This window comes from Pseudomonas sp. AU11447, from assembly GCF_001672555.2.
Taxonomy (GTDB): Bacteria; Pseudomonadota; Gammaproteobacteria; order Pseudomonadales; family Pseudomonadaceae; genus Pseudomonas; species Pseudomonas nitroreducens.
In genome coordinates this window covers 48,797-70,840 of record NZ_LZDG02000046.1, presented here as the reverse complement: position 1 = coordinate 70,840, position 22,044 = coordinate 48,797, and the positions used below count along the sequence as shown (strand labels likewise).

Sequence of the window (22,044 nt, the reverse complement as noted above, 5' to 3'; positions counted from 1 at the left end):
GCTTCTTTTTCTGTAGGTAACTGGCAGTCCCAGCGAGCCTCACAGGCTTTCCAGTGTGCGCAGCAGCACGCCCACCTTGGTCAGCGACTCCTCGTATTCTTCCTCCCAGTTGGAGTCGGCCACGATGCCGCCGCCGGCCCAGCAACTTGCCTGGCCGTCCTTCACCAGCACGGTGCGGATGGCGATGGAGCTGTCCATCTCGCCGCGCACGTCGAGGTAGAGCAGGCTGCCGCAGTAGATGCTGCGCTGGGTCGGCTCCAGTTCGTCGATGATCTGCATGGCGCGAACCTTCGGTGCGCCGGTGATGGAACCGCCGGGGAAGCTGCCTTCGAGCAGGTTCAGCGCATCCTTGTCGGCCGCCAGTTCGCCGCGCACGCTGCTGACCAGGTGGTGGACGTTGGGGTAGGTCTCCACTGCGAACAGCTCGGGTACACGCACGCTGCCCGGCCGGCAACTGCGGCCCAGGTCATTGCGCAGCAGGTCGACGATCATCAGGTTCTCGGCGCGGTCCTTCTCGCTGGCGAGCAGGGCTTCGGCGTTGTTCCGGTCGGTCTCGGGAGTATCGCCGCGCGGGCGGGTACCCTTGATCGGGCGGGTTTCCACCTGGCCGCCGTGAAGCTGGATAAAGCGCTCCGGCGACAGGCTGAGGACGGCGCCTTCAGGCAATGCCAGATAGCCGGCAAACGGCGTAGGACAGGCCTCGCGCAGCGCGCGGTAGGCCAGCCAGGGTGAGCCGCTGCAGGGGGCGCGGAAGCGCTGGGTGTAGTTCACCTGATAGCAGTCGCCGGCCAGGATGTAGCCGTGTACGCGTTCCAGCGCGTCGCGGTACTGCTCACGGCTCAGGTCCGGCCGGAACGGCGCTGCCAGCTGGAAGGGTGGCAGGGCGTCGCCATCGTGACCATCTTCGAACAGCCTGATCAGGCGCTCCCGCTCGTCCGCCGCCAGTGCCGGATGGAATACCAACCGGCTGCTGCGTTCTTCGTGGTCAGTGACCAGCGCCCAGGCATAGAGCCCCAGGCGTGCGTCGGGCAGGCCGAGATCATCCTGGTTCGGCTCAGGCAGGCGCTCGATGCGCCGGCCGAAGTCATATCCGAGATACCCGATCATTCCGCCGACGAATGGCACATCGACAGTATCGGGTGCTCGAGCTTCGCCCAGGCTCTGAAGGGCACTTCTGACGCGAGCGAAAAAGCGGTTGGCCGATTCTCCGGCCAAAGGTGCCAACTCTGCCAATGGCCAGGCGCTCAGAAGGTCATAGCGTCCACGTGTGGCAATGGGTCGACCGGCGTCCAGGAGGACGGCGCCGGGTGCCCGATGGATCAGGGCGAAGCGTTCGCCCGGGTCTTCCTGGTAGGGAAGCGGGTGCAAAAAACAGTCAGGCATGGGTAACAGCGTGCAGGCAAATGAGGTGATCAGGTCGGCTGAAGTATCGATCCTAGAGCTATTTCTTCAGTTTACGTAGGAAAGGCATTCTGATAAGAAGTGACGAATCCCACGCGGACGATGCTCCGTACCAACAACGATAATGACATAGGGATACAGGCCGTGGATGTAGTGCTCGAACCCGCAGCCGGCAGCCTTCTGCGCTCCAGATTAACACCCCCTCGGGTGCCTGCTGATTATTTGATTCGTCCTGCGGTCCAGAATGCCCTGGACCGTCATCCTTATGCCTCGATACTGCAGTTCTGCGCGCCGGCCGGTTTTGGCAAGACCACCGCGCTGGCGGCGTTGGCTGGCAAGCGTGCGAGCGAAGGCCACCAGGTCGCCTGGCTCTCCCTGGAGAGTGACGACGACGACCCTGGCCGCTTCTGCCTGAAACTCATCCAGGCGCTGGCCACTGCCGTGCCGGGCATCGGCGAGGATGCGCTGGGCTACGTGCGCAACACCATGCGCGTGCCCGTGGTCGCGGTCATGGAAAGCCTGCTGATGGACCTCTCCCGCGACGAGCGCAAGGTCCTGCTGGTACTCGACGACCTGCATGAGATCACCCATTCCGACGTCTTCGCCGGCCTCAATCGCCTGGTGCAATACGCGCCGCCCGGCCTCACCCTGGCCATCGGCAGCCGTTCCCAGCCGCCGCTGAACCTCGCCACCTGGCGCGCCAAGGGGCTGCTGCTGGAAATCGGCCAGGACGAGCTGCGCCTGTCCCGCGACGAAACCCGCGAATACCTGGCCCGCGATGGCCTGCAACTCGAAGATAGCTGCCTGCAGTCGCTGCACAACCAGACCGAAGGTTGGATGGCGGGGGTGCACCTGGTCAGCCTCTGGTTGCGCCAGCAGTCTGGCGCGCCGGAGGACCTCAAGCTGCTCAGTAGCGATAAGGCGGCCGTGGGCGATTACCTGCTGCGTGCGGTGTTCGAGCGCCTGCCTGCCGATGTGCAGGGCGCGCTGCTCTCGCTGGGCATTGCCAATCGCCTGAACGGCGACCTGGCCAACACCCTGACCGGTCGCCAGGATGGCCAGGCGCTGCTGGAGCACCTGGACAGCATGCAGCTGTTCCTCCTGCCGCTGGACCGCGATCGCCAGTGGTACCGCTTCCACCAGCTGTTCGCCGACTTTCTCCGGGCCCGCCTGCGCGAGCGCGACCCGGAACGCTTCAAGCAACTGCACTTCAACGCCAGCCTGTGGTTCACCAACCACCACATGCCGACCCTGGCCATCGAGCACGCCTGCCTTGCCGAGGACCCGGAGATGCTCGCTGCGCTGGTGGACGGCTGCGGCCTGGAGCTGATCAACCGTGGTCAGCTGTACCTGATTTCGCGCTGGCGCAAACATGTGCCCAACGAGATCGCCGAGCGCTACCCGATCCTCGTGCTCAGCGACGTCTGGACCCGTGCCACGGAGCTCAGCCTGCCCGAGGCCAACCGCATGATCGACGAGCTGCTGGCACGTTGGGGCGACTCGCGCGGCAGTGGCCCGATGGGCAACCAGTACCTTTCGGCGCTGGCGGTGAAGGCCGTGCTGGCGCTGCAGAAGGATGACCTGGAGCAGTGCATCACCCTGGCGCGCAAGGTGGAGAGCCAGCTGGGACAGAACTCCGCGTTTCTCGAGGGAGCCATCCTGCTGATCGCTGCCTTCGCCCAGGTCGTGCGTGGCCAGGCGGAGCAGGCGCGTCGGCTGATGGGGCTGGCACAACAGCGCAATCACTTCCTCGATGGCCGCTACCTGCACATGCAGCAGTGCACCATCGAAGTGGTGCTGGCGCTGGAGCAGGGCCAGGTCAAGCAGGCGCAGATGCTCATCGAGCGCGTGCGCGAGCAGGCCATGCCGCTGTTCGACAAGCGCTCCCAGGCGCTCGCCCTGCCGGCCATCGCCGAAGCGCTGACCGCCTACTACCGTACCGAGCTGGACGGCCTGGAAGAGCGCCTGCGCTGGGCGTTGGGGCGGGTCGACGTGGTCAATCCCATCGATCTTTACGCCCAGGGCATGCAGTGCCTGGCGCGCATCCAGCGCCTGCAGGGGCGCGGCAAGGAGGCGCTGGCCACGCTGGGCCTGATGCAGACCCTGGCCTCGCGCAACCAATCCTGGCGCTTTTTTGCCATGGCAGTGGGCGAGGAGATCAACCTGATCCTCCAGGAAACCGCCACCGATCGCTGCAAGCGCGCCGAGCAGCGCCTCAAGGCCATCGACTGGGCCAAGCTCGCCAGCCACTACAAGCAGATGCCGTTCAACCCGGTGCTCTGGGTACAGGGCATCAGCCGGGTTCGCCTGCTCCAGGCACGCGGGCACTTTAGCGAGGCGCTGCACGAAATCACCCAGCTGCGCGGCATGCTGCAGCCGGGCTGGCACGGCCTCCAACGGCTGCGCCTGGACCTGCTGGCGGCCTTGAGCTACCAGCGCCTGGGCTATCAGGAGCGCTCCCACAGCCTGCTCGGCCAATGCCTGGTCGGTGCCGAGCGGGAGGGGGTGCGGAGCATTTTCATCGAGGAAGGCGAGGGGATTCGCCAGTTGCTGCAGCAGCTGGAATCCACCGAGCGACAACCGGCACTGCAGGTCTTCATTCGCGGAATGTTGACCGTCTGGCCGGGGCAGGAAGCACGCAGGTCACCCGAGGTGCTCGAGGAAGGTCTGACCGACCGCGAGCGCGAGGTGGTATGCCTGGCGGCCCAGGGACTCTCCAACGAGGAGATCGGCCAGCAGCTGTCGCTGGCCCTGGGCACCGTCAAATGGCACCTGCACAACATCTACGAGAAGCTCAAGGTGCGCAATCGGACCCAAGCGATACGCCGTGCCCGCGAGCTGAGTCTGCTCTGACATGACGACCCTGACCACACTGCCGCAGCAGCCCATGCCGCTGCTGCGCACCAAGCTGTTCCCGCCGCGCACCGACAGCGATTCGCTGCTGCCGCGCCGCGCCCTGATCGATCGCCTGTACGCCAATCGCCAGCAGCGCGTGCTGATCCTCAGTGCACCGGCCGGCTTCGGCAAGAGCACCATTCTCAGCCTGTTCCGCCAGCGCCTGATGCAGAGCGAGGCACGGGTCGCCTGGATGTCCTGCGACGAGGGTGACAGCGAACCGCAGCGACTGGTGCAGTACCTGGTGGCGAGCATTCGCAGTGTCGAGGCGGACTTCGGCACCAACACCTCGAACCTGCTGCAGTCGGACATGACCCTGCCGCTGGAAGGCATCATCGACGCCTTCCTCTCGGATCTCAGCCGCCTCGACGGACCGCTGTACCTGTTCCTCGACGACTTCCACCAGATTCGCCACCCGGCCCTGGCCCACGGCGCGCGCTACCTGATCGAGCACCTGCCGGACAACATCCGCCTGGTCACCAGCACCCGTTATCGTCCGCGTTTCCTGGTGGACGAGCCGGGCCTGGCGCCCTGGGCCTTCTGCCTGAGCGGTGACGACCTGCGCCTGACCCGCGAGGAAACCGATACCTTCCTCACCGAACTCAAGGGCCTGGCGCTGAGCGACAGCGAGCTCAAGCTGCTGCACAAGCGCACCGAAGGCTGGATCACCGCGCTGCATCTCGCGGCGCTGGCGCTGGCGCGCAATCCGGACCGGGCGGCGCTACTCAAGGGGCTCTCCGGCACCGAGCGCGACCTCGCCGATTACCTCGCTGAGGACGTGCTGCGCAGCCTGCCCGAACCGCTGCAGCAGTTTCTCGACCAGACCTCGGTGCTGGACGAATTCTGCGCCGAACTGTGCAATGCCCTGACCGGGCGCCGCGACGGCCTGGACATGCTGATGCGGTTGCAGAACGAGCAACTGTTCATCATTCCGCTGGACGACCAGCGCGAGTGGTTCCGTTATCACCACCTGTTCGCCGAATTCCTCCAGGGGCGCCTGGCGCGCAACTCCGACCCGACACCGCTGCTGCACGCCGCGGCGCGCTGGTGCGAGAGTCGCGACATGGCCGACCGCGCGATCAAGTACGCCCTGCGCGCCCGTGACTATGCGTTTGCCGCCGACCTGCTGGAGCGCCAGGGTGCCAAGCTGATCGCCGGTAACCGCGTCTACGGCATCCTCGGCATGCTCAGCAGCATTCCCGCCGAGGTGATCCGCGAACATCCGGTGTTCCAGATCTTCTATGCCTGGCAGTTGGCCTTCGAGCAGAAGTTCGCCGAGGCCGAGGCGCTGATCGAAGAGCTCAGCGTCCGGCTGCTGCAGGGCCAGGGCAAGGTGCGCCACTTCGGCATGGCCGAGTTGCTCGCCGTGGCCCAGGTGCTGAAGGCGCTCGTGCTGCTCTACCAGGACAAGCTGGAGGCCTGCCTGAAGGTGGCGCGCCAGTGGTTGGCGCTGGTGCCGGGCAATCAGCCGGTGTTTCGCGCCAGCCTGTCGTGCATCCAGGCGGCGGCCTATGCGCTGCTTGGGGATTATGCCGAGGCGGCCAACGCCATCGGTGTCGCCCGCGATTGCCTGCGCATGGCCGACAGCGAATACCTGCAGGTCGTGGTCAGCATGATCGAGGCGCTGATCTGCAAGGAGCGCGGCGAACTGGAGCGCGGCCGGACCATCGCCGAAAGCGCGCGCAGCCGCGTGGAACGGGTCTTCGGCCGGCGCAGCCGGGTCGGCGGACCGCTGTCCCTTGCCTATGCCGATCTGCTGTACGAGCAGGATCGCCACGCGGCGATCCTCGCCGAATTGCCGCTGGCCACCACCTGGCGCGACGTCGCCACGCCGGTGGAGCTGATCAGCCGTGGTCAGCTGGTGATGGCTCGGGCGCGTTTCTTTGCCGGTGAGGCCGAACAGGGGCTGGCCCAGCTCGACGAATGGCTGGTTGGCCTGCAGTCGCCGGGCTACGAACGGGTGCATGCGTTGGCCATGAGCTGCAAGGTGCAACTGCTGCTGTGGATGCGTCGGCCGAACGAGGCCGAGCGGGTGTGCCTGCAGCTGGCGCGGCATCTCTCCGGGCTCAACGCCGAACGCTATGCCGACGCCCACTCCGCACTGGTGATGGCGGAGGCGCGCCTGGCACTGTCCGAGCGCCACGCCGAGCGCGCCCAGCAGCGTCTGGAATCGTGCCTGGCGGGCTTTACCTCGCCTTACCAGCGCGACCGACGGCTGCGTCTTTCGCTGTTACTTTCTGTGGCGTATTGGCAGAAAGGTAACAGCGAAAAAGCCTTCGCTTTGTTCGCTCCCACCCTGGAAGAAGCCTGGAACCTGGGCTACCGGCGCCTGTTCCAGGACGACGCGCTGTGGCTGCTGCCACTCTGGGAGGCCTGGAAGGTAGCGGAACCCAAGCGTGCCTCGGCCTGGCAGGGGGTAGCGGAGATGCTCCGCGAGCAGTGCCGCAGGCTGTCTGTCGATCCGGAAAGTTTCGATGAAAATCAGGATGTTAGCCATCGCGAGCGGGAGATCCTGCGACTTGTCGCGGCGGGCTTGTCGAACCGCGACATCGCCCAGGCGGTGCATTTGTCGGAGGCCACCATCAAGTGGCATCTGCACAACCTGTTCGCCAAGCTCGGCGTGCGCAGTCGGACCCAGGCGGTTCTCAAGGGGAAGAGTCTGGGATTGCTGAGCGAAGCTTGAGTCAGACGGTTGGTTTTGCGCCATCCCTTGGATGGGCTGGCAGGTTCACGGCGGGTCAGTAGCTTGGAGATCAGGACGCGAAGCTTCGTGCTTCACGAATCCATACCCGCGGCGCCTAAGGAAGAAGTCGTGGGTCTGGAAGATCGGCAGCAGCCGGTCAACCTGCAGCGGGGTAGGACGCCCCTTGCAGTGCCTGGGGCAACCCCACCTGAACACTGGAGAGTTATAACAATGAAAATCAAGCAACTGGTTCTTGCAAGCGCAGTTCTGGCCGCTCCGTTCCTGGCACATGCCGACATGAAATCCATGGATGACGCTGCACTGTCCGGTATCACCGGCCAGGATGGCATCAGCATTTCCGGTACCTTCAACGCTTCCATCGGCGCCGTTACCTACAAGGACGCCGATGCCGGCGGCGGCTCCCTGGTCCTGCAGGGTATCCACCTGCCGAGCGTGACCATCGCCGACAACGCCCCGATGACTGTCGACGTGGTGACCACCAACATCACCCCGTCCGGTGGCGGCACCGCTGTTGCAACCCAGCAGCTCGCCATCGGTCTGCCCACCGTGACCGGCGACGTTACCATCGACGCCGTCAAGGTTGGCACCACTGGAGCCAGCATTGGCTCGCTGACCGTTTCCAACCTGAACCTGGCCGGTTCGACCGTGAAGGTCTGGGGTCACTGATCCCGAGGTTGTACGCGCGGTAACCCTTGCCGGCGCTCGCCGGCAAGGTTCTTCCAGGATTGAAGAGAAGGGGGCTGGATGTTCGAGATTCTGCTGGGAAGCCTGCTGGGTCTGTTCGGTTTTACCCAGGCGGTGGATACCAAGCCGCAGCAGCAGGGCACAGTGAATATCTCGCAGCCGCTCACGCCCAACGGACCGTTCCGCGAGTCGGTGCAGCTCGAACCGATGAGCCAGGTGCAGTTCCGCAACGTTATCCGCCAGGCCTATGACTACAGCTGCGGCTCGGCGGCGCTGACCACGCTGCTGGACTACTACCTGGGCCGCAACCTGGAAGAGCGTCAGGTCATGGAAGGCCTGATCAAGTACGGCGAGGCCGACAAGATCGTCCAGCGCCGTGGATTCTCGCTTCTGGACATGAAGCGTTATGCCGCCGCACTCGGCTACAAGAGTGGCGGCTTCCGTGCCGAGTTCTCCGACCTGGACTCGCTCGAACACCCGGCGCTGGTGCCGATCCACTATGCCGGCTTCAAGCATTTCGTCGTGGTCCGCGACGTCTACAACGACCACGTTTTCGTTGCCGATCCTGCCTTGGGCAACATCAGTTTCACCCGCGCCCGCTTCGAGGAAATCTGGGACCAGAACGTGCTCTTCGTCATCTACCCCAGCGGCCAGGAGCCGAAGAACGCCCTGGAGCTGCGCGAGGCCGACCTGCGCCTGGTGGACGACCGGACCGTCAGCCTGCTGGCATTCCGCGAGTTCCCGGAGATGAGCAAGCTCACCCAGAACCAGATTGGCGAAGCCGCCACGAAGGGGGATGTCCAGTACATCCGGCGCAAGTGATCGCCCGATCGGCCCATACGAATAAGAACAAGACCAGGGGATAGCAACATGGATTTCAAGGGGTTTGCGTGCGTTGCCGCTCTGGCCTTGCTGGTGAATGCCAGCGCCATCGCCGAAGAAGCGACAACCGAAGATGCGCGTGACGCGCTGGCCAAGAAGGACACCGACGCCGACAGCGCCAAGGCGCTGGAGCAGGTGTTCCAGGCCGCCGAGAAGAGCTACACCCTGCTCAAGAAGGGTGAACGCCAGCTGACCTACGGCTTCGACTACACCCTGATGCGCGACACGCGCCTGCAGGCCGTGCGCAGTGGCGAGAACGTCTACAGCGTGCTGGCCCAGAGCGAGGCGCAGCACACCTTCACCAACTCCTTCACCTTCGACTACGGCATCTGGGACAACCTGACCTTCAGCATGCGCCTGCCGTTCGTGGCCAAGTACGACACCGAGCGCGACATCCATGCCTACAGCCTGGGTGACATCTCCGCGACGATGCGTTGGCAGCCTTGGGCCGCGCGCCGTGGCCGGCCGGTCACCACGCTCTACGCAACCCTCGGCCTGCCCACCGGCGACAGCCCGTACAAGGGCAATGTGCAGGACGACGTATCCACCGGCGCTGGTTACTACAGCCTCGGCGCCGGGGCCAACATGTCCTACGTGATCGACCCGGTCGTGCTCTACGGCTCGCTGGGTTACACCTACAACATGAAGGTCGACGACATCCACCAGAACCAGTACGGCGAAGAGCTGGAGAAGGTGGTGCCGGGCGATACCCTCAACTTCGCCATGGGCATGGCCTATGCGCTGTCCTACGACGTTTCCTTGGCCACTTCCTATCAGATGGCCTACTCGTTCAAGAACAAGTACTACTTCAACGACCGTACGGTCGAGGCACCCGAGCAGACCAGCGCGATCATGAACTTCTCGCTCGGCCTGCGAACATCGCCGGACTACATCGTCAACGTGAACGCCGGTTTCGGTCTGACCGAAGACTCGCCGGATGTACTGCTGGGGGTTTCCCTGCCCCTGGATATCCAAGGCCTCAAAGCCCAGTAACCGACGAGCGACTACCACATGACTATGCGCATTTCGCCCCTCGCGGTGGCGATGGCAGGGGTAGGGTTTGGCTGGGCGACGCTCGCCAACGCCCAGTTGGCCAACGACCTGACCATCGGCAACCCCAAGGCCATGGCCATGGCCAACGCGGTCACGGCCGACTCCACCGGCATCGATGCGGTGCACTACAACCCCGCCGCCCTGACCAAGCTCAAGGGCCGCCAGACGCAGATCAAGCTGATCACCGGGGTCATGGACATCCGTGCTGGTTTCAAGGCACCGCCGGACTATGGCTCCGCCGCATTCGGCCTGGACGACGACCCGGTGGCCGGCCAGAACAGCCGTACCCTGACCCCGACCATGTACCTGCCGGGCCTCGGCGGCATGACCGACATGCCGCTGCTGGTGGCACCACTGGCGGGGCTGTCGATCAACCCGCCCGGCTCCAAGTTCACCTTCGCCACCAACGTCTACGCGCCCCAGGCGCTGGGCTATTCGCGCGACTCCGACAGCGACCCGGCACGCTACGAAGGCCGTCGCGTCTCGCTGCAACGCATCACCTACTTTTCGCCCTCGGTGGGCTATGAGGTCAACGACACGCTGTCGGCGGGCCTGTCGATCGGCTTCTCGCACCAGGCCATGGCGCTGGATACCGACTTCCGCAACCCCGGCCTGCTCACCGGCCTGCTGCAGACCCTGCACGACACCACCTGCGTGCCGGGCGCGCAGGAAATCGTCGAACTGGTGTTCAACGTCTGCGGTGGCCGCATCGGCCCCTACGATTCGCTGGCCAACCTCAAGCTGGACATGCAGCAAACCCTGTCGCCGAGCTTCAACCTGGGGGTGCTCTGGGAGCCCTACGACTGGTTCGCCTGGGGCGCGACCTACCAGAGCGAGTCACGCATGCACCTCAAGGGCAAATACCGCGTCGACTACACCAAGGACTGGCAGGGCTTCTGGTCCGGCATGCAGAGCTCGGTGTTCGGCGCCTTCCTCAGCCCGCTGTTCCCCTATGGCAATGCCGAGGAAGAGCACGGTGTGGCGACGCTGAACATGGTCAACCCGGACAGCTTCTCCACCGGCATCAAGGTGCGTCCGTTCGACAAGTGGCAGTTCAACTTCGACCTGAAGTGGACCGACTACAGCGACTGGAACAAGCTGGAAATCGAGTTCGACAAGGAGCTCGACCTGCTGCGTATCGCCAAGAACTTCGCACCCAACGGCGCCACCGACCACAGCATCATCCTCGACCGCGGCTACCGGGACACCTGGAGCTACGCCATGGGCATGCAGTATGACGTCAACGACCGCCTGCAGCTGCGCGCCGGTTACGAATACCGGCCCTCGGCGATCCCCAAGGACAAGGCGGACGCCCTGGTGCCCATTGGCGATGCCAACCTCTACGGCCTGGGCCTGGGTTATCAGTGGGACAAGGACACGGTGATCGACCTGGGCTTCAACTACTTCGTCTCCAAGCAGAACATCAAGGCGGGCACCAGCTGCAACCTGAACTGCACCGGCATCGACAACCTGGTCTACAACCCTTATGCCGGCCTCGATGTCAGCACCACGGTGAAGGCCTACGTCTTCGCCATGACTTACCGCACCACCTTCTGAGGGCATGAACATGGGCAGGCTGACCCTCCTGATCTCCTGCATCGCCGCCGCCGGCCTCAGCGCGTCGGCGCAGGCCGCCAGCGGCCGCTACCTGTCGTGGATCGACGACAGCGGCCAGGTGCACAACACCTTCGTCGACGACAGCTATGCCAAACAGCAACGCCAGGCGGACAAGCGCATCGACCAGAGCGACCGAGCGCGGTTGATCGACGTCAGCGCTACCCAGTGGCCGGGAAGCCGGCCAGCGGGGGAGAGCAAAAGGCGCTATTTCACCTGGGTCGATGCCCAGGGCAACCTGCAGAACAGCTTCTACGCCGCCGGCCAGGTCGCGCCCGGCCGGGCCGACTATGTGCTGCCCAACGGCGACCATTCCTCCGAGTACATCGATGCCGAGTCCTATGAGGACCGCGGCTTCGTCCGCAGCGAGAACGGCAGCCCGTACTTCACCTGGGTCGACGACAAGGGCCAGGTACGCAACTCGCCGATCACTGCGGAGCAGCGCGGCGAAACCTTCCGTCGTGGCGAGCAGGGCGGCAGCCAGATCGCTTTCACCGAAGGCCGCCAGATCGACCTGAAAACACGCCCGAGCAACTTGCCGGGGCTCGATGGCGCAGGCGAGCAGACCGACGCCATGAAGGCACTGCTCAAGGGCAGCGGCAAGACCCTGGATGATCTCTACGTCGACCTGCAGCGGCGCTGCTGCGACCAGATGGGCGAAGGCGATTTCACCGAGCTGTCGGCCGAGGAGCCGCGTTACGAGGAGCTGAACAAGTTCTCGCCGAGCTTCGACTTCCCCATGGGCAAGAGCTACTACGTGGCGATGAAGCTGCCCAGCTCCCAGCGCGTCTACGGCCTGCGCGTGCGCAGCTTCGCCAATCACCAGGTGGTCTACCCGTCGCTGCTGTTCCTCGACGAGCAGAAACGCCCGACCCGGCTGGTGAGCGACGCGGTGTACAAGCTCAATCCGGAAACCTGGTACCGCTATGCGTTCATCGAGGGGACCATCCCGGTGCGTGCGAACCAGGGCGAGCGCTACGTGCTGCTGCTGACCACCGATGAGGACCGCAGCCTGCAGACTCTGGATAACAAACCGTACAAGCGCCCGCTGGAGAACCTGGCGGTGAACGAGGCGGGGATGAAGGTGCGCGATCACGGCGACCAGGGGGGCTTCGAGCTGGCCGTGGTGCGCTGAGCTGTGCGCGGGGTCGATGCTTTTCGTAGGAGCGAGGGGGACGCCTAGTTCTTGCTCGCGAACCGTCCAGTTGCGTAGGGCGCATAACGCGTCAGCGTTATCCGCCATAGAGTATCCGGCGCATAACCTGTTCCAGGTTATGCGCTCTACGGGGTTGCATCCCAGCGGTCACCCATGAAAAAGCCCGGCAATTGCCGGGCTTTTTCATGGCGCAGGGCGCCTCAGACTTCCTTCGGATGAACATGGCCGAAGAGCTGCTGGGAGAAGCGCACGCGCTCCTCCACCGTCTCCTTCACGCCCTTGGCTTCCAGCTCGGCGATATGCGCCTCGACGGCATGGGTGCGCAGGGTCAGGCCGCAGTCGTTGGCGATCTGGATGTTCAGGCCGGGGCGGGCGTTGAGCTCGAGGATCAGCGGGCCCTTGTCCTGGTCCAGCACCATGTCCACGCCGATGTAGCCCAGGCCGCACAGCTCGTAGCAGCCGGCGGCGAGCTTCATGAAGCCGTCCCAGTTCGGCAGCTGCACGCCGTCCACCGCATTGGTGGTGTCCGGATGCTTGCTGATCTTGTTGTTCAGCCAGGTGCCGCGCAGGGTCAGGCCGGTGGCCAGGTCCACACCCACGCCGATGGCGCCCTGGTGCAGGTTGGCCTTGCCGTTGGACTGGCGGGTCGGCAGGCGCAGCATCGCCATCACCGGGTAGCCCATCAGGACGATGATGCGGATGTCCGGCACGCCTTCGTAGCTGATGCTCTTGAAGATCTGGTCCGGGGTCACCCGGTACTCGATCAGCGCGCGGTCGCGGTGGCCGCCCAGGGAGTACAGGCCGGTGAGGATGCTCGATAGCTGGTGCTCGATTTCCTCGTGGCTGATGATCCGCCCGGAGACCGTCTTGTAGCGTTCCTCGAAGCGGTCGGCGATCACCAGGATGCCGTCGCCGCCGGCGCCCTGCGCCGGCTTGATCACGAAGTCGCTGCGCTCGCCGATGATTTCCGGCAGGCGTTCGATCTCCTTCTCGGTGGAGATGATCCCGTACATTTCCGGTACGTGGATGCCCGCTTCGATGGCGCGCTGCTTGGTGATGATCTTGTCATCGACGATCGGGTACAGGTGCCGCTGGTTGTACTTGAGCACGTAGTCCGCGTTGCGTCGGTTGATGCCCATGATGCCTTTGGCTTCCAGGGCTTTCCATCGCTTGATCAGGCCGAACATGGCTTAGTCCTTGAGGAAGGCTTTGAAGCGGAACAGTTCGGTCAGGCGGTAACCGCGGTAGCGACCCATCGCCAGCATGAACGACACCAGGATCAGCAGCACGGCCGGGAAGGTGAACACGAAGTACACCAGTTCCGGTACGCGCATCAGGATGTGCGCCAGTGCGGCGGCGAACAGGGTGCCGATGGCCGCCTTCATCGCGTGGGCGGCGCCGCGCTCTTCCCAGGTGATCGACAGGCGTTCGATGCTCATGGTCAGGATCACCATCGGGAACAGGGCGACCGACAGGCCGCTCTCGAAGCCGAGCTTGTGGCTGAGCAGGCTGATGGCGGCGATCATCACCACCACGAAGGTCAGCACCACCGACAGGCGCGGCAGCATCTGCAACTTCAGGTGTTCCAGGTAGGAACGCAGCGACAGGCCCAGCGCGGTGATCACCGTGAACAGGCCGATGCCCCACTGCAGGCCGGTCTCGCGGAAGGCCAGGGCGATCAGCACCGGGGTGAAGGTACCCAGGGTCTGCAGGCCGATCAGGTTGCGCAGCACCAGGATCACCAGCACGCCGAACGGGATCATGATCATGATCTGGAAGGTCTGCTGGGTAGACAGCGGCAGGCCGTACAGCGAGTACTCGAGGAAGGCCGCGTCGGTGTTCTCGTCCGACAGCTTGGCCAGGCGGATGGCGTTCATCTCGCTGCTGTTCAGGCTGAAATTGACCGTCGCTTTCTTGCCGCCCTCGATGGACAGCAGGCTCTCGTCACCCAGCCACCAGATCAGGCGGTCGTTGGGCAGGCCGCGTTCGCCGGTTTCCGGGTTGAAGTACAGCCACTCCTTGCCGTTGTAGCTGCGCAGCCAGAGTTCGGGTTGTTGCGGCTGGTTGGCGACCAGACGGATGGTGTGCACGCGCTCCAGCGGCACGTGGGCCACGGCGAGCAGGGTCTCGACCACATGGGAGCGCTTGTCCAGGCTGGTATCGCCGGCCAGCAGCAGCTTCACGTTGTCGTCATTGAGGTTGTTGGCGCGCTTGATGGCTTCGCTGACGAAGGTCTCGACATCCGCCGAATGCTGGCGGATGGGCGCGATCAGCGCTTCGGCGGCGATCTTGTCCGGGCCTTCGAGCGGCAGGCTGTCGCGGAAGATCGGGCCTTTCTCCTTGGCTTTTTCGCCGCTGGCGCCGGCATAGCGCTTAGTCAGCACCAGGCGGTAGTAGAGAGTCTGCTGGCCGCTGGCGCGACGCGAGGACCAGGTCACCTTGCGGTTGCCGTCCGAGCGGTTGATGCCCACACCGTAGTTGTTGGAAACGAAGCTCTCGTTGAGGCTGACGTAATCCTGGGTCAGCGGCGGCACGAACATCTGCACCTTTACCGGGGTCTTCGGCGTGGCGACGAACTCGACTTTGGCGTCGATGTTCCACAGGTCGTCGGTCTCGGCCTCGGTCATGGGAATGCCGAGGACGAAGATCTGGTAGGCAGTGATCGCGACGCCCAGCGTCAGCAGGATGGCGATCAGGACCTTCAGATGCAGGGTAAGAGAGCGCATGGGATTACTCGGCAGGTTTCGCTACGGGTTGGCAGCCGGGCTTGCCGGCAGCGTATTTCAGGCTCGGGTCGACCAGGGCGCCGAAGCGCTTGAGCGCGTCGGAGCCGATCAGAAGCGGGTATTGGAAGGCGCTGCGGTCGGTAAGGTTCACTTCGATGGTGCGCAGGGCCTTGCCCATGCACAGCTCCAGTTCGATCACCGGGCGCGCGGTATAGGCCTTGCCTTCGTCGGGGTCGTAGTCGCCGTGGCGGCGCTTGATCTTGCTGATGCGCGCCAGGGGTTTCTCGATGGGCTGGCTGTCTGCGGTGTCGGTGGCCAGGTAGAAGCGCACCCAGGTCTCGCCGTCGCGCTTGAAGCGCTTGATATCGCGGGCGCTGAGGGAGGCGGTCTTGGCGCCGGTATCGAGCTTGGCGGCCAGCTCGATGTCCGGGTCGTTGATCCGCGCGTATTCGTTCAGGCCATAGACGGTCTTGCCGGCAGCGGCGCTGATGCCGGGAAGCAGGAAGATGCTCAGGAAGAGGAGCAGGGCTGTGGGCTTGAGTCTCATGGGCCTTGATGAGTGAGTGGCCGCAAAGCCTTGAAAAGAAACGCCCCGGTCGTCACCCCATGTGGCTGTGGCCGGCATGCCGGCCGGCGGGGCCTGGTGACGCCAGGCAATAGCGCGGCGAATTCTATCATGTGGTTTTTCGCTGGCGACAGTCGGTTGGCGCCTTGGCAGGGTATTTGTTTCAGGCTCATGACAGGTCGACGCGTACCTGCCGAGCAGCGAGGCGAGTGGCAGACTTTCCCCGCCCCGTCCGACCGCAGGAAGGCCGGACGGGTTCAGGGCGTCAGGGTTTTTCTTCCTGCGCAGTGACTTCGGTCCAACTGCTGTCCGGGTCGAAGCGGCTCATCTTCATGGCGATCTTGCCGCTCTCCGGGCCGAGGTTCTTCGAGAAAATCTCGCCGTCGTGGCTGATCATGAAGCTCATGACACCGCTGTCGCCGTACTTCACCGGCCAGGCGATCAGGGCAAAGCCGCGAGTCATCCTGCCGCCGATCTTATAGTCGTAGGCGCCACCCGGTGCTGATGGCCCCTGGGCCGTGAGGATGCGGTAGTGGTAGCCGTGCCAGCCGTCACCAGGCAGTTCGTCGCCGAACAGCGGGCCGAGCGGGCTCTCCTCGCCACCTTCTTCCTCGGGCCAGTACAGGCCATCGTGTTGCCCGTCGCTGCTGACGAACTTCTGTGCGTATTCCAGGATGCCGTCACCGTTGCGGTCGACCTCGGCGAAGTCCATCTGCGCATCGTGGTAGGCCTGCACGGCTTCCAGGGTCGATTCCTCGTTGCGGCCGATGCGGCGGATGCGGATTTCCTCGCCGCCGGCCTTGGTGTTGAATGCCCAGCCTTTTTTCTCCTGCTCGATGGGCAGGGGCAGCGTCCAGGGATCGTTACCCACCACCAGATGTGCGCGCTTGGCGTTGTCCTTGTGGATTTCGTGCTTGTCCCGATAGTGCGCGAGGAAGGCGTCCACCTCGTCGCGGTCGATACCTTCGGTGGGGATGTAGTTGTGCCAGTCATTGCCGAGCAGGGCAGCGAGGCGCTCCGGATCGGCTTTTTCGGTGCCGAGCGCGGCGATGAAGGCGTCGGCGGCGGCTTCCGGGGTGGGGAAGGACTCCTGCGCCAGCAGGACGCCGGGCAACGAACCCAGGAGGGCGAGCGCCAGCAGGCGCGATGCGATATGCATGACTCGTCTCCTATCGACGTCCGCCGCCACGAGGCGCGCGGGCAGGTCGTTGTACGGCATGGCCGGCGCGCGCCGCCTGCGGGCGGCTGGCAGCGGCGCGGCTGACTTGGCCGCGGTTGGCGAGCTCGCGGGTCTGCCGCGGATTGTTGGCGCCGGCGAAGGCGTTGTTGCGTGGAGCCTGGGTACGGGCGTGCTGCTGGCGGGCCTGTTCACGAATTTTCTGGTTGTTCTGCGCCCTCGGTCGCTGCTGGGATTGTGCGTTGCGGTTCTGCGCCACGTTCTGCGCGCGCTGACGGGCCTCGGGGTTGTTCTTCAGCTCGCGGGTGGCGTTCTGCGCGCGTTCGCGGGCCTGATTGACGTCACGCGGTTCGCGGTTGGCCTGCTGCGCACGCTGGTGGGCCTGCGGGTTGTCGCGCAGATCGCGGGTCGCAGCCTGGGCGCGCTCACGTGCCTGCTGATTGTTCGCAGGCGGTGCGACTCCCCGCTGGGCCAGGCTTTCCCGTGCGCGAGAGCGCTCCTGCGCCTTGGCCGAGTCGAAGCCGCGCATGGCCTCGCGCTGCTCGCCACCGGCAAGCCGGCGGTTGTACTGCTCGCGGCTGCGGGTATCGCGATAGGGCACGCCGTTGCGGTAGGTCGGGTCATGGCGCCAGGCGGTGCGATTGCCGTTGACGGTGCGGTTGCTGTTGAAGTCGCGGTTGACGTTGACGTTCCGGTTGCTGTTGAAGTTGTTGTAATGCTCCACGTCCACGTCGATCTCGTGGTCGTCCCAGTCGCAGTCGCCCCAGAGCGAGCCGACGATGGCGACGCCTGCGCCAAATGCCAAGCCGGTCGCCAGTGCAGTGGCTACCGGGTATTCGGGCGGAGGCGGGTAGTAGACCGGTGGGCTCGACGGGTAGGCCCAGGTGCCATAGACCTGCGTCGGGTTGTAGCTGGGGACGTAGACCACCTGCGGATTGGCCGGCTCGATGATGATCGTCTGCGCTGGCGCCGATTGCTGCACAACCGCGGTACCACCGCTGGGCGCGGGCTGAGCGGGAGCCGGCGGCGCCGGTTTGACAGTGACGGTCTGCTGCTCATTCGACTGCAGATTGCCGGCGGCCTGGGCCTGGCGACGCAGGCGCTGGATGGCGTCCATCACCGCATCAGGCTGGGCCAGGAAGGCATCGCCGACCCGCTGTACCCAGACCGGGTCCTGTCCCAGTGTCGCCAGCACCAGTGGGAAGGCAACCAGCGACTGGACGCTGGGGTCCCATGGCTGATCTGCCACCTGCTTCACGGCGTCGTCGCCACTGACTTTGGGGTTCGCCTTCGACCATGCTGCCGCGTCGGCCACATTGCCGGGGTAGGTAGTCGCCATCAGCACCTGCGCCAGCAGAGAGTCGGGATACAGCGCCAGGGGCGCGAGCATCTGGTCCAGTTGCTCAGGGGTGAATACGGCCTGGGACTGTTGCTCTGCAGGGGCAGGGGCAGGGGCAGGGGCAGGGGCGGTGGCGGTGGCTGGTTGCGCGGGTGTAGCAGCCTGGGCCGGGGGCGGCGCTGGCACGGCGGCGGGCTGAGTGTTGGCTGGGGGGCTCGGGTTGGCGGCCTTGGCTTTGGGTGGTTCATCCGAATCGCAACCCGATAGTGCCAGCAAGACGACCAGAACCAGGTACTGACATTCTCGCATGGCGCTCTCCTGTGCCGTTGCAGTGGAATGCCCGCCCCCATGACATAGGTCACGGGTAATTCGTGGGTCTGGAGAATGATAGGCGCAGCGGCGAGAAGCTGCCGAAAGATCAACGGCCGGTATGACCGGCCGTCGAGCGGAGAGGCGATGAGTCTCCGGGGGATTACTTCAGGCGACGCTCGACGCCTTTTTCCACCAGGATCTTCGCGGAGATTTCCTCCACCGAGAAGTGCGTGGAATTGATGTAGGCGATGTTTTCGCGACGGAACAGGTTCTCCACCTCGCGGACTTCGAACTCGCATTGGGCGAAGCTGGCGTAGCGGCTGTTGGGCTTGCGTTCGTGGCGGATGGCGGTGAGCCGGTCCGGGTCGATGGTCAGGCCGAACAGCTTGTGCTTGTAGGGTTTGAGCGCATTGGGTAGTTGCAGGCGCTCCATGTCCTCTTCGGTCAGCGGGTAGTTGGCCGCACGGATGCCGTATTGCAGGGCCATATAGAGGCAGGTGGGCGTCTTGCCGCAGCGCGAGACGCCGACCAGGATCAGGTCGGCCTTGTCGTAGTAGTGGGTGCGGGCGCCGTCGTCGTTGTCGAGGGCGAAGTTCACCGCATCGATCCGCTCCATGTAGTGCGGGTTATGGCCGATGCTGTGGGATTTTCCGACGGAATACGACGAGTCTGAGGATAATTCTTGCTCGAGCGGGGACAAAAAGGTCGAGAAGATGTCAATCATGAAACCGTTGGATTGCGCAAGGACCGAACGGATCTCACGATTGACGATGGTATCGAAGATGATCGGTCTTGCCCCGTCCGCCTCCGCAGCCCGGTTGATTTGCTGTACCATGACGCGCGCTTTTTCTTCGGTATCGATGTAAGGTCGCGTCAGTTTGGTGAAGTTGATGTTCTCGAACTGCGCCAGAAGGCTCTGGCCGAGGGTTTCGGCAGTGATGCCGGTGCCGTCGGAAATGAAGAATGCAGTTCGTTTCATGTGCGCTGCGGGCCTTATTAGGTAGGATCGAATCCTGGTTATGATAGGCCCCACGTTTGCAAGGCCCTTTGCCGGGGCATTCTCACCCATTTTTCCGGCTCCGGCCAGAAGGGTGGGGCCGCTCCGACTCGTATGACCTTTTCCAACACTTAGTGGAGAGATCACCTTGGTAGAGTACGTAGTTTCCCTCGATAAGCTCGGCGTCCACGATGTCGAACATGTGGGGGGCAAGAACGCATCCCTGGGCGAAATGATCAGCAACCTCGCCGGTGCCGGCGTTTCCGTACCGGGTGGCTTTGCCACTACCGCCCAGGCCTACCGTGACTTCCTCGACCAGAGCGGCCTGAACGATCGCATCCATGCGGCGCTCGACGCCCTGGACGTGGACGACGTCAACGCCCTGGCCAAGACCGGCGCGCAGATCCGCCAGTGGGTGATGGACGCCGAGTTCCCCGAGCGCCTCGATGCCGAGATCCGCAAGGCCTTTGCCGAGATGGCCGGCAGCAACGACAACATGGCCGTGGCCGTGCGTTCCTCCGCCACCGCCGAAGACCTGCCGGATGCGTCCTTCGCCGGCCAGCAGGAAACCTTCCTGAACATCCGCGGCGTGGACAACGTGATCCGCGCGGCCAAGGAAGTCTTCGCCTCCCTCTTCAACGACCGTGCCATCGCCTACCGTGTGCACCAGGGCTTCGACCACAAGCTGGTCGCCCTGTCCGCCGGCGTGCAGCGCATGGTTCGTTCGGAAACCGGCACCGCCGGGGTGATGTTCACCCTGGATACCGAATCCGGTTTCCGTGACGTGGTGTTCATCACTGGTGCCTACGGCCTCGGCGAGACCGTGGTGCAAGGCGCGGTGAACCCCGACGAGTTCTACGTACACAAGCCGACCCTGGAAGCCGGCCGCCCGGCCATCCTGCGCCGCAACCTGGGCAGCAAGGCCATCAAGATGATCTACGGCGACGAAGCCAAGGCCGGTAAATCGGTCAAGGTGGTCGATGTGGAGAAGGCCGATCGCGCCCGCTTCGCCCTGTCCGACGCCGAAGTGACCGAACTGGCCAAGCAGGCCCTGATCATCGAGAAGCACTACGAGCGTCCGATGGACATCGAGTGGGCCAAGGACGGTGACGACGGCAAGCTGTACATCGTGCAGGCCCGTCCGGAAACCGTGAAGAGCCGTTCCAGCGCCAACGTGATGGAACGCTACCTGCTCAAGGAAAAAGGCAAGGTCCTGGTCGAAGGCCGCGCCATCGGCCAGCGCATCGGCGCCGGTCCGGTGAAGGTGATCCACGATGTTTCGGAAATGGACAAGGTCCAGCCGGGCGACGTGCTGGTCTCCGACATGACCGACCCGGACTGGGAACCCGTGATGAAGCGCGCCAGCGCCATTGTCACCAACCGTGGCGGCCGTACCTGCCATGCTGCGATCATCGCCCGCGAACTGGGTATCCCGGCCGTCGTCGGCTGCGGGAACGCCACCCAGGCGCTGAAGGATGGCCAGCGTGTGACCGTGTCCTGCGCGGAAGGCGATACCGGCCTGATCTACGAGGGCGAGCTGGGCTTCGACGTTCGTCAGAACTCGGTCGATGCCATGCCCGACCTGCCGTTCAAGATCATGATGAACGTCGGCAACCCCGATCGCGCCTTCGACTTCGCCCAGCTGCCGAACGAGGGCGTGGGCCTGGCCCGCCTGGAATTCATCATCAACCGCATGATCGGCGTGCACCCCAAGGCGCTGCTGAACTTCGCCAGCCTGCCGGCGGACATCAAGGAAAGCGTCGAGAAGCGCATCGCCGGTTACGACGATCCGGTCGGCTTCTACGTCGAGAAGCTGGTCGAGGGTGTCAGCACCCTGGCCGCTGCCTTCTGGCCGAAGAAAGTCATCGTGCGTCTGTCGGACTTCAAGTCCAACGAATACGCCAACCTGATCGGCGGCAAGCTCTACGAGCCGGAAGAAGAGAACCCGATGCTCGGCTTCCGTGGCGCCTCGCGCTACATCAGCGAATCCTTCCGTGACTGCTTCGAGCTCGAATGCCGTGCGATGAAGAAGGTCCGCAACGAGATGGGCCTGACCAACGTCGAGCTGATGGTGCCGTTCGTCCGCACACTGGGCGAAGCCTCCCAGGTCGTCGATCTGCTGGCCACCAATGGTCTCAAGCGTGGCGAGAACGGCCTGCGCGTCATCATGATGTGCGAGCTGCCGTCCAACGCCCTGCTGGCCGACGAGTTCCTCGAGTTCTTCGACGGCTTCTCCATCGGCTCCAACGACCTGACCCAGCTGACCCTGGGCCTGGACCGTGACTCGGGCATCGTTGCGCACCTGTTCGACGAGCGTAACCCGGCCGTGAAGAAGCTGCTGTCCAACGCCATCCAGGCGTGCAACCGTGCCGGCAAGTACATCGGCATTTGCGGCCAGGGCCCGTCGGACCACCCGGACCTCGCCAAGTGGCTGATGGAGCAGGGCATCGAGAGCGTGTCGCTGAACCCCGACTCAGTCCTCGATACCTGGTTCTTCCTCGCCGAAGGCCAGTCCTGACGTCTCCCTTACCATCCTGAG

General features: G+C 64.4%; 15 protein-coding genes. 8 read left to right on the top strand and 7 right to left on the bottom strand.

The features are described 5' to 3' along the window. Positions 1–39: 39 nt before the first annotated feature. The gene (gene pabB / locus A6723_RS16285; protein ID WP_054908494.1) at positions 40–1,383 is read right to left on the bottom strand and encodes an aminodeoxychorismate synthase component I; all 1,344 of its coding nucleotides are present in this window, start codon (positions 1,381–1,383) and stop codon (positions 40–42) included. Positions 1,384–1,545: 162 nt separating this feature from the next. On the opposite strand from pabB, the gene A6723_RS16280 reads away from it, so the two are divergent. The 7 genes from A6723_RS16280 (at position 1,546) to A6723_RS16250 (ending at position 12,368) form a co-directional block, all read left to right on the top strand. Further along, positions 1,546–4,254 (top strand): helix-turn-helix transcriptional regulator, encoded by a 2,709-nt coding sequence (locus A6723_RS16280; RefSeq protein WP_082450636.1) that lies wholly within the window; start codon positions 1,546–1,548, stop codon positions 4,252–4,254. 1 nt (position 4,255) lies between these two features. Then, positions 4,256–6,979: a helix-turn-helix transcriptional regulator gene (locus A6723_RS16275; protein WP_054908495.1), complete on the top strand. Its 2,724-nt coding sequence runs from the start codon at positions 4,256–4,258 to the stop codon at positions 6,977–6,979. A gap of 231 nt (positions 6,980–7,210) precedes the next feature. Continuing rightward, the gene (locus A6723_RS16270; RefSeq protein ID WP_037010433.1) at positions 7,211–7,666 is read left to right on the top strand and encodes a DUF6160 family protein; all 456 of its coding nucleotides are present in this window, start codon (positions 7,211–7,213) and stop codon (positions 7,664–7,666) included. A 78-nt stretch (positions 7,667–7,744) separates the two neighbouring features. Then, positions 7,745–8,506: a C39 family peptidase gene (locus A6723_RS16265; protein WP_024765704.1), complete on the top strand. Its 762-nt coding sequence runs from the start codon at positions 7,745–7,747 to the stop codon at positions 8,504–8,506. Positions 8,507–8,554: 48 nt separating this feature from the next. After that, on the top strand, positions 8,555–9,559 hold the full coding sequence (locus A6723_RS16260; RefSeq protein WP_054908496.1) for a transporter: 1,005 nt from the start codon (positions 8,555–8,557) through the stop codon (positions 9,557–9,559). An 18-nt stretch (positions 9,560–9,577) separates the two neighbouring features. Beyond that, positions 9,578–11,176, top strand: a complete 1,599-nt coding sequence (locus A6723_RS16255; RefSeq protein ID WP_139093005.1) for an outer membrane protein transport protein — start codon at positions 9,578–9,580, stop codon at positions 11,174–11,176. Positions 11,177–11,186: 10 nt separating this feature from the next. Then, positions 11,187–12,368, top strand: a complete 1,182-nt coding sequence (locus tag A6723_RS16250) for a MalM family protein (protein ID WP_054908502.1) — start codon at positions 11,187–11,189, stop codon at positions 12,366–12,368. 221 nt (positions 12,369–12,589) lie between these two features. On the opposite strand, the gene A6723_RS16245 is transcribed toward A6723_RS16250, so the two are convergent. From A6723_RS16245 to A6723_RS16220, 6 genes are all read right to left on the bottom strand, one after another. Then, a complete protein-coding gene (locus A6723_RS16245) occupies positions 12,590–13,576 on the bottom strand; it encodes an alpha-L-glutamate ligase-like protein (protein WP_024765708.1) in 987 nt (328 codons plus the stop codon). Between the two features lie 3 nt (positions 13,577–13,579). Next, positions 13,580–15,115, bottom strand: a complete 1,536-nt coding sequence (locus tag A6723_RS16240; RefSeq protein WP_038803686.1) for an inactive transglutaminase family protein — start codon at positions 15,113–15,115, stop codon at positions 13,580–13,582. Between the two features lie 4 nt (positions 15,116–15,119). Next, complete coding sequence (locus A6723_RS16235; RefSeq protein WP_054908497.1) at positions 15,120–15,662, bottom strand: ATP-dependent zinc protease; 543 nt, start codon at positions 15,660–15,662, stop codon at positions 15,120–15,122. 283 nt (positions 15,663–15,945) lie between these two features. Beyond that, entirely contained in the window at positions 15,946–16,839 is an 894-nt protein-coding gene (locus tag A6723_RS16230) for a DUF2950 domain-containing protein (protein ID WP_064979811.1), read from the bottom strand. Between the two features lie 10 nt (positions 16,840–16,849). Continuing rightward, positions 16,850–18,505 carry a DUF3300 domain-containing protein gene (locus A6723_RS16225; protein WP_054907753.1) on the bottom strand — a complete coding sequence of 552 codons (1,656 nt, stop codon included), beginning with the start codon at positions 18,503–18,505 and terminating at the stop codon, positions 16,850–16,852. 163 nt (positions 18,506–18,668) lie between these two features. Next, positions 18,669–19,487 carry a pyruvate, water dikinase regulatory protein gene (locus tag A6723_RS16220; RefSeq protein ID WP_017516884.1) on the bottom strand — a complete coding sequence of 273 codons (819 nt, stop codon included), beginning with the start codon at positions 19,485–19,487 and terminating at the stop codon, positions 18,669–18,671. A gap of 166 nt (positions 19,488–19,653) precedes the next feature. Here A6723_RS16220 and ppsA point away from each other — a divergent pair, with 166 nt between their 5' ends. After that, positions 19,654–22,023 carry a phosphoenolpyruvate synthase gene (gene ppsA / locus A6723_RS16215; RefSeq protein WP_054907752.1) on the top strand — a complete coding sequence of 790 codons (2,370 nt, stop codon included), beginning with the start codon at positions 19,654–19,656 and terminating at the stop codon, positions 22,021–22,023. Positions 22,024–22,044: the final 21 nt, after the last annotated feature.

Bases quoted from the DNA above. Each gene is read 5' to 3' on its own strand.
- pabB (WP_054908494.1), bottom strand. From the start codon at position 1,383: ATGCCTGACTGTTTTTTGCACCCGCTTCCCTACCAGGAAGACCCGGGC.
- A6723_RS16275 (WP_054908495.1), top strand. From the start codon at position 4,256: ATGACGACCCTGACCACACTGCCGCAGCAGCCCATGCCGCTGCTGCGC.
- A6723_RS16270 (WP_037010433.1), top strand. From the start codon at position 7,211: ATGAAAATCAAGCAACTGGTTCTTGCAAGCGCAGTTCTGGCCGCTCCG.
- A6723_RS16265 (WP_024765704.1), top strand. From the start codon at position 7,745: ATGTTCGAGATTCTGCTGGGAAGCCTGCTGGGTCTGTTCGGTTTTACC.
- A6723_RS16260 (WP_054908496.1), top strand. From the start codon at position 8,555: ATGGATTTCAAGGGGTTTGCGTGCGTTGCCGCTCTGGCCTTGCTGGTG.
- A6723_RS16255 (WP_139093005.1), top strand. From the start codon at position 9,578: ATGACTATGCGCATTTCGCCCCTCGCGGTGGCGATGGCAGGGGTAGGG.
- A6723_RS16250 (WP_054908502.1), top strand. From the start codon at position 11,187: ATGGGCAGGCTGACCCTCCTGATCTCCTGCATCGCCGCCGCCGGCCTC.
- A6723_RS16245 (WP_024765708.1), bottom strand. From the start codon at position 13,576: ATGTTCGGCCTGATCAAGCGATGGAAAGCCCTGGAAGCCAAAGGCATC.
- A6723_RS16240 (WP_038803686.1), bottom strand. From the start codon at position 15,115: ATGCGCTCTCTTACCCTGCATCTGAAGGTCCTGATCGCCATCCTGCTG.
- A6723_RS16235 (WP_054908497.1), bottom strand. From the start codon at position 15,662: ATGAGACTCAAGCCCACAGCCCTGCTCCTCTTCCTGAGCATCTTCCTG.
- A6723_RS16230 (WP_064979811.1), bottom strand. From the start codon at position 16,839: ATGCATATCGCATCGCGCCTGCTGGCGCTCGCCCTCCTGGGTTCGTTG.
- A6723_RS16225 (WP_054907753.1), bottom strand. From the start codon at position 18,505: ATGCGAGAATGTCAGTACCTGGTTCTGGTCGTCTTGCTGGCACTATCG.
- A6723_RS16220 (WP_017516884.1), bottom strand. From the start codon at position 19,487: ATGAAACGAACTGCATTCTTCATTTCCGACGGCACCGGCATCACTGCC.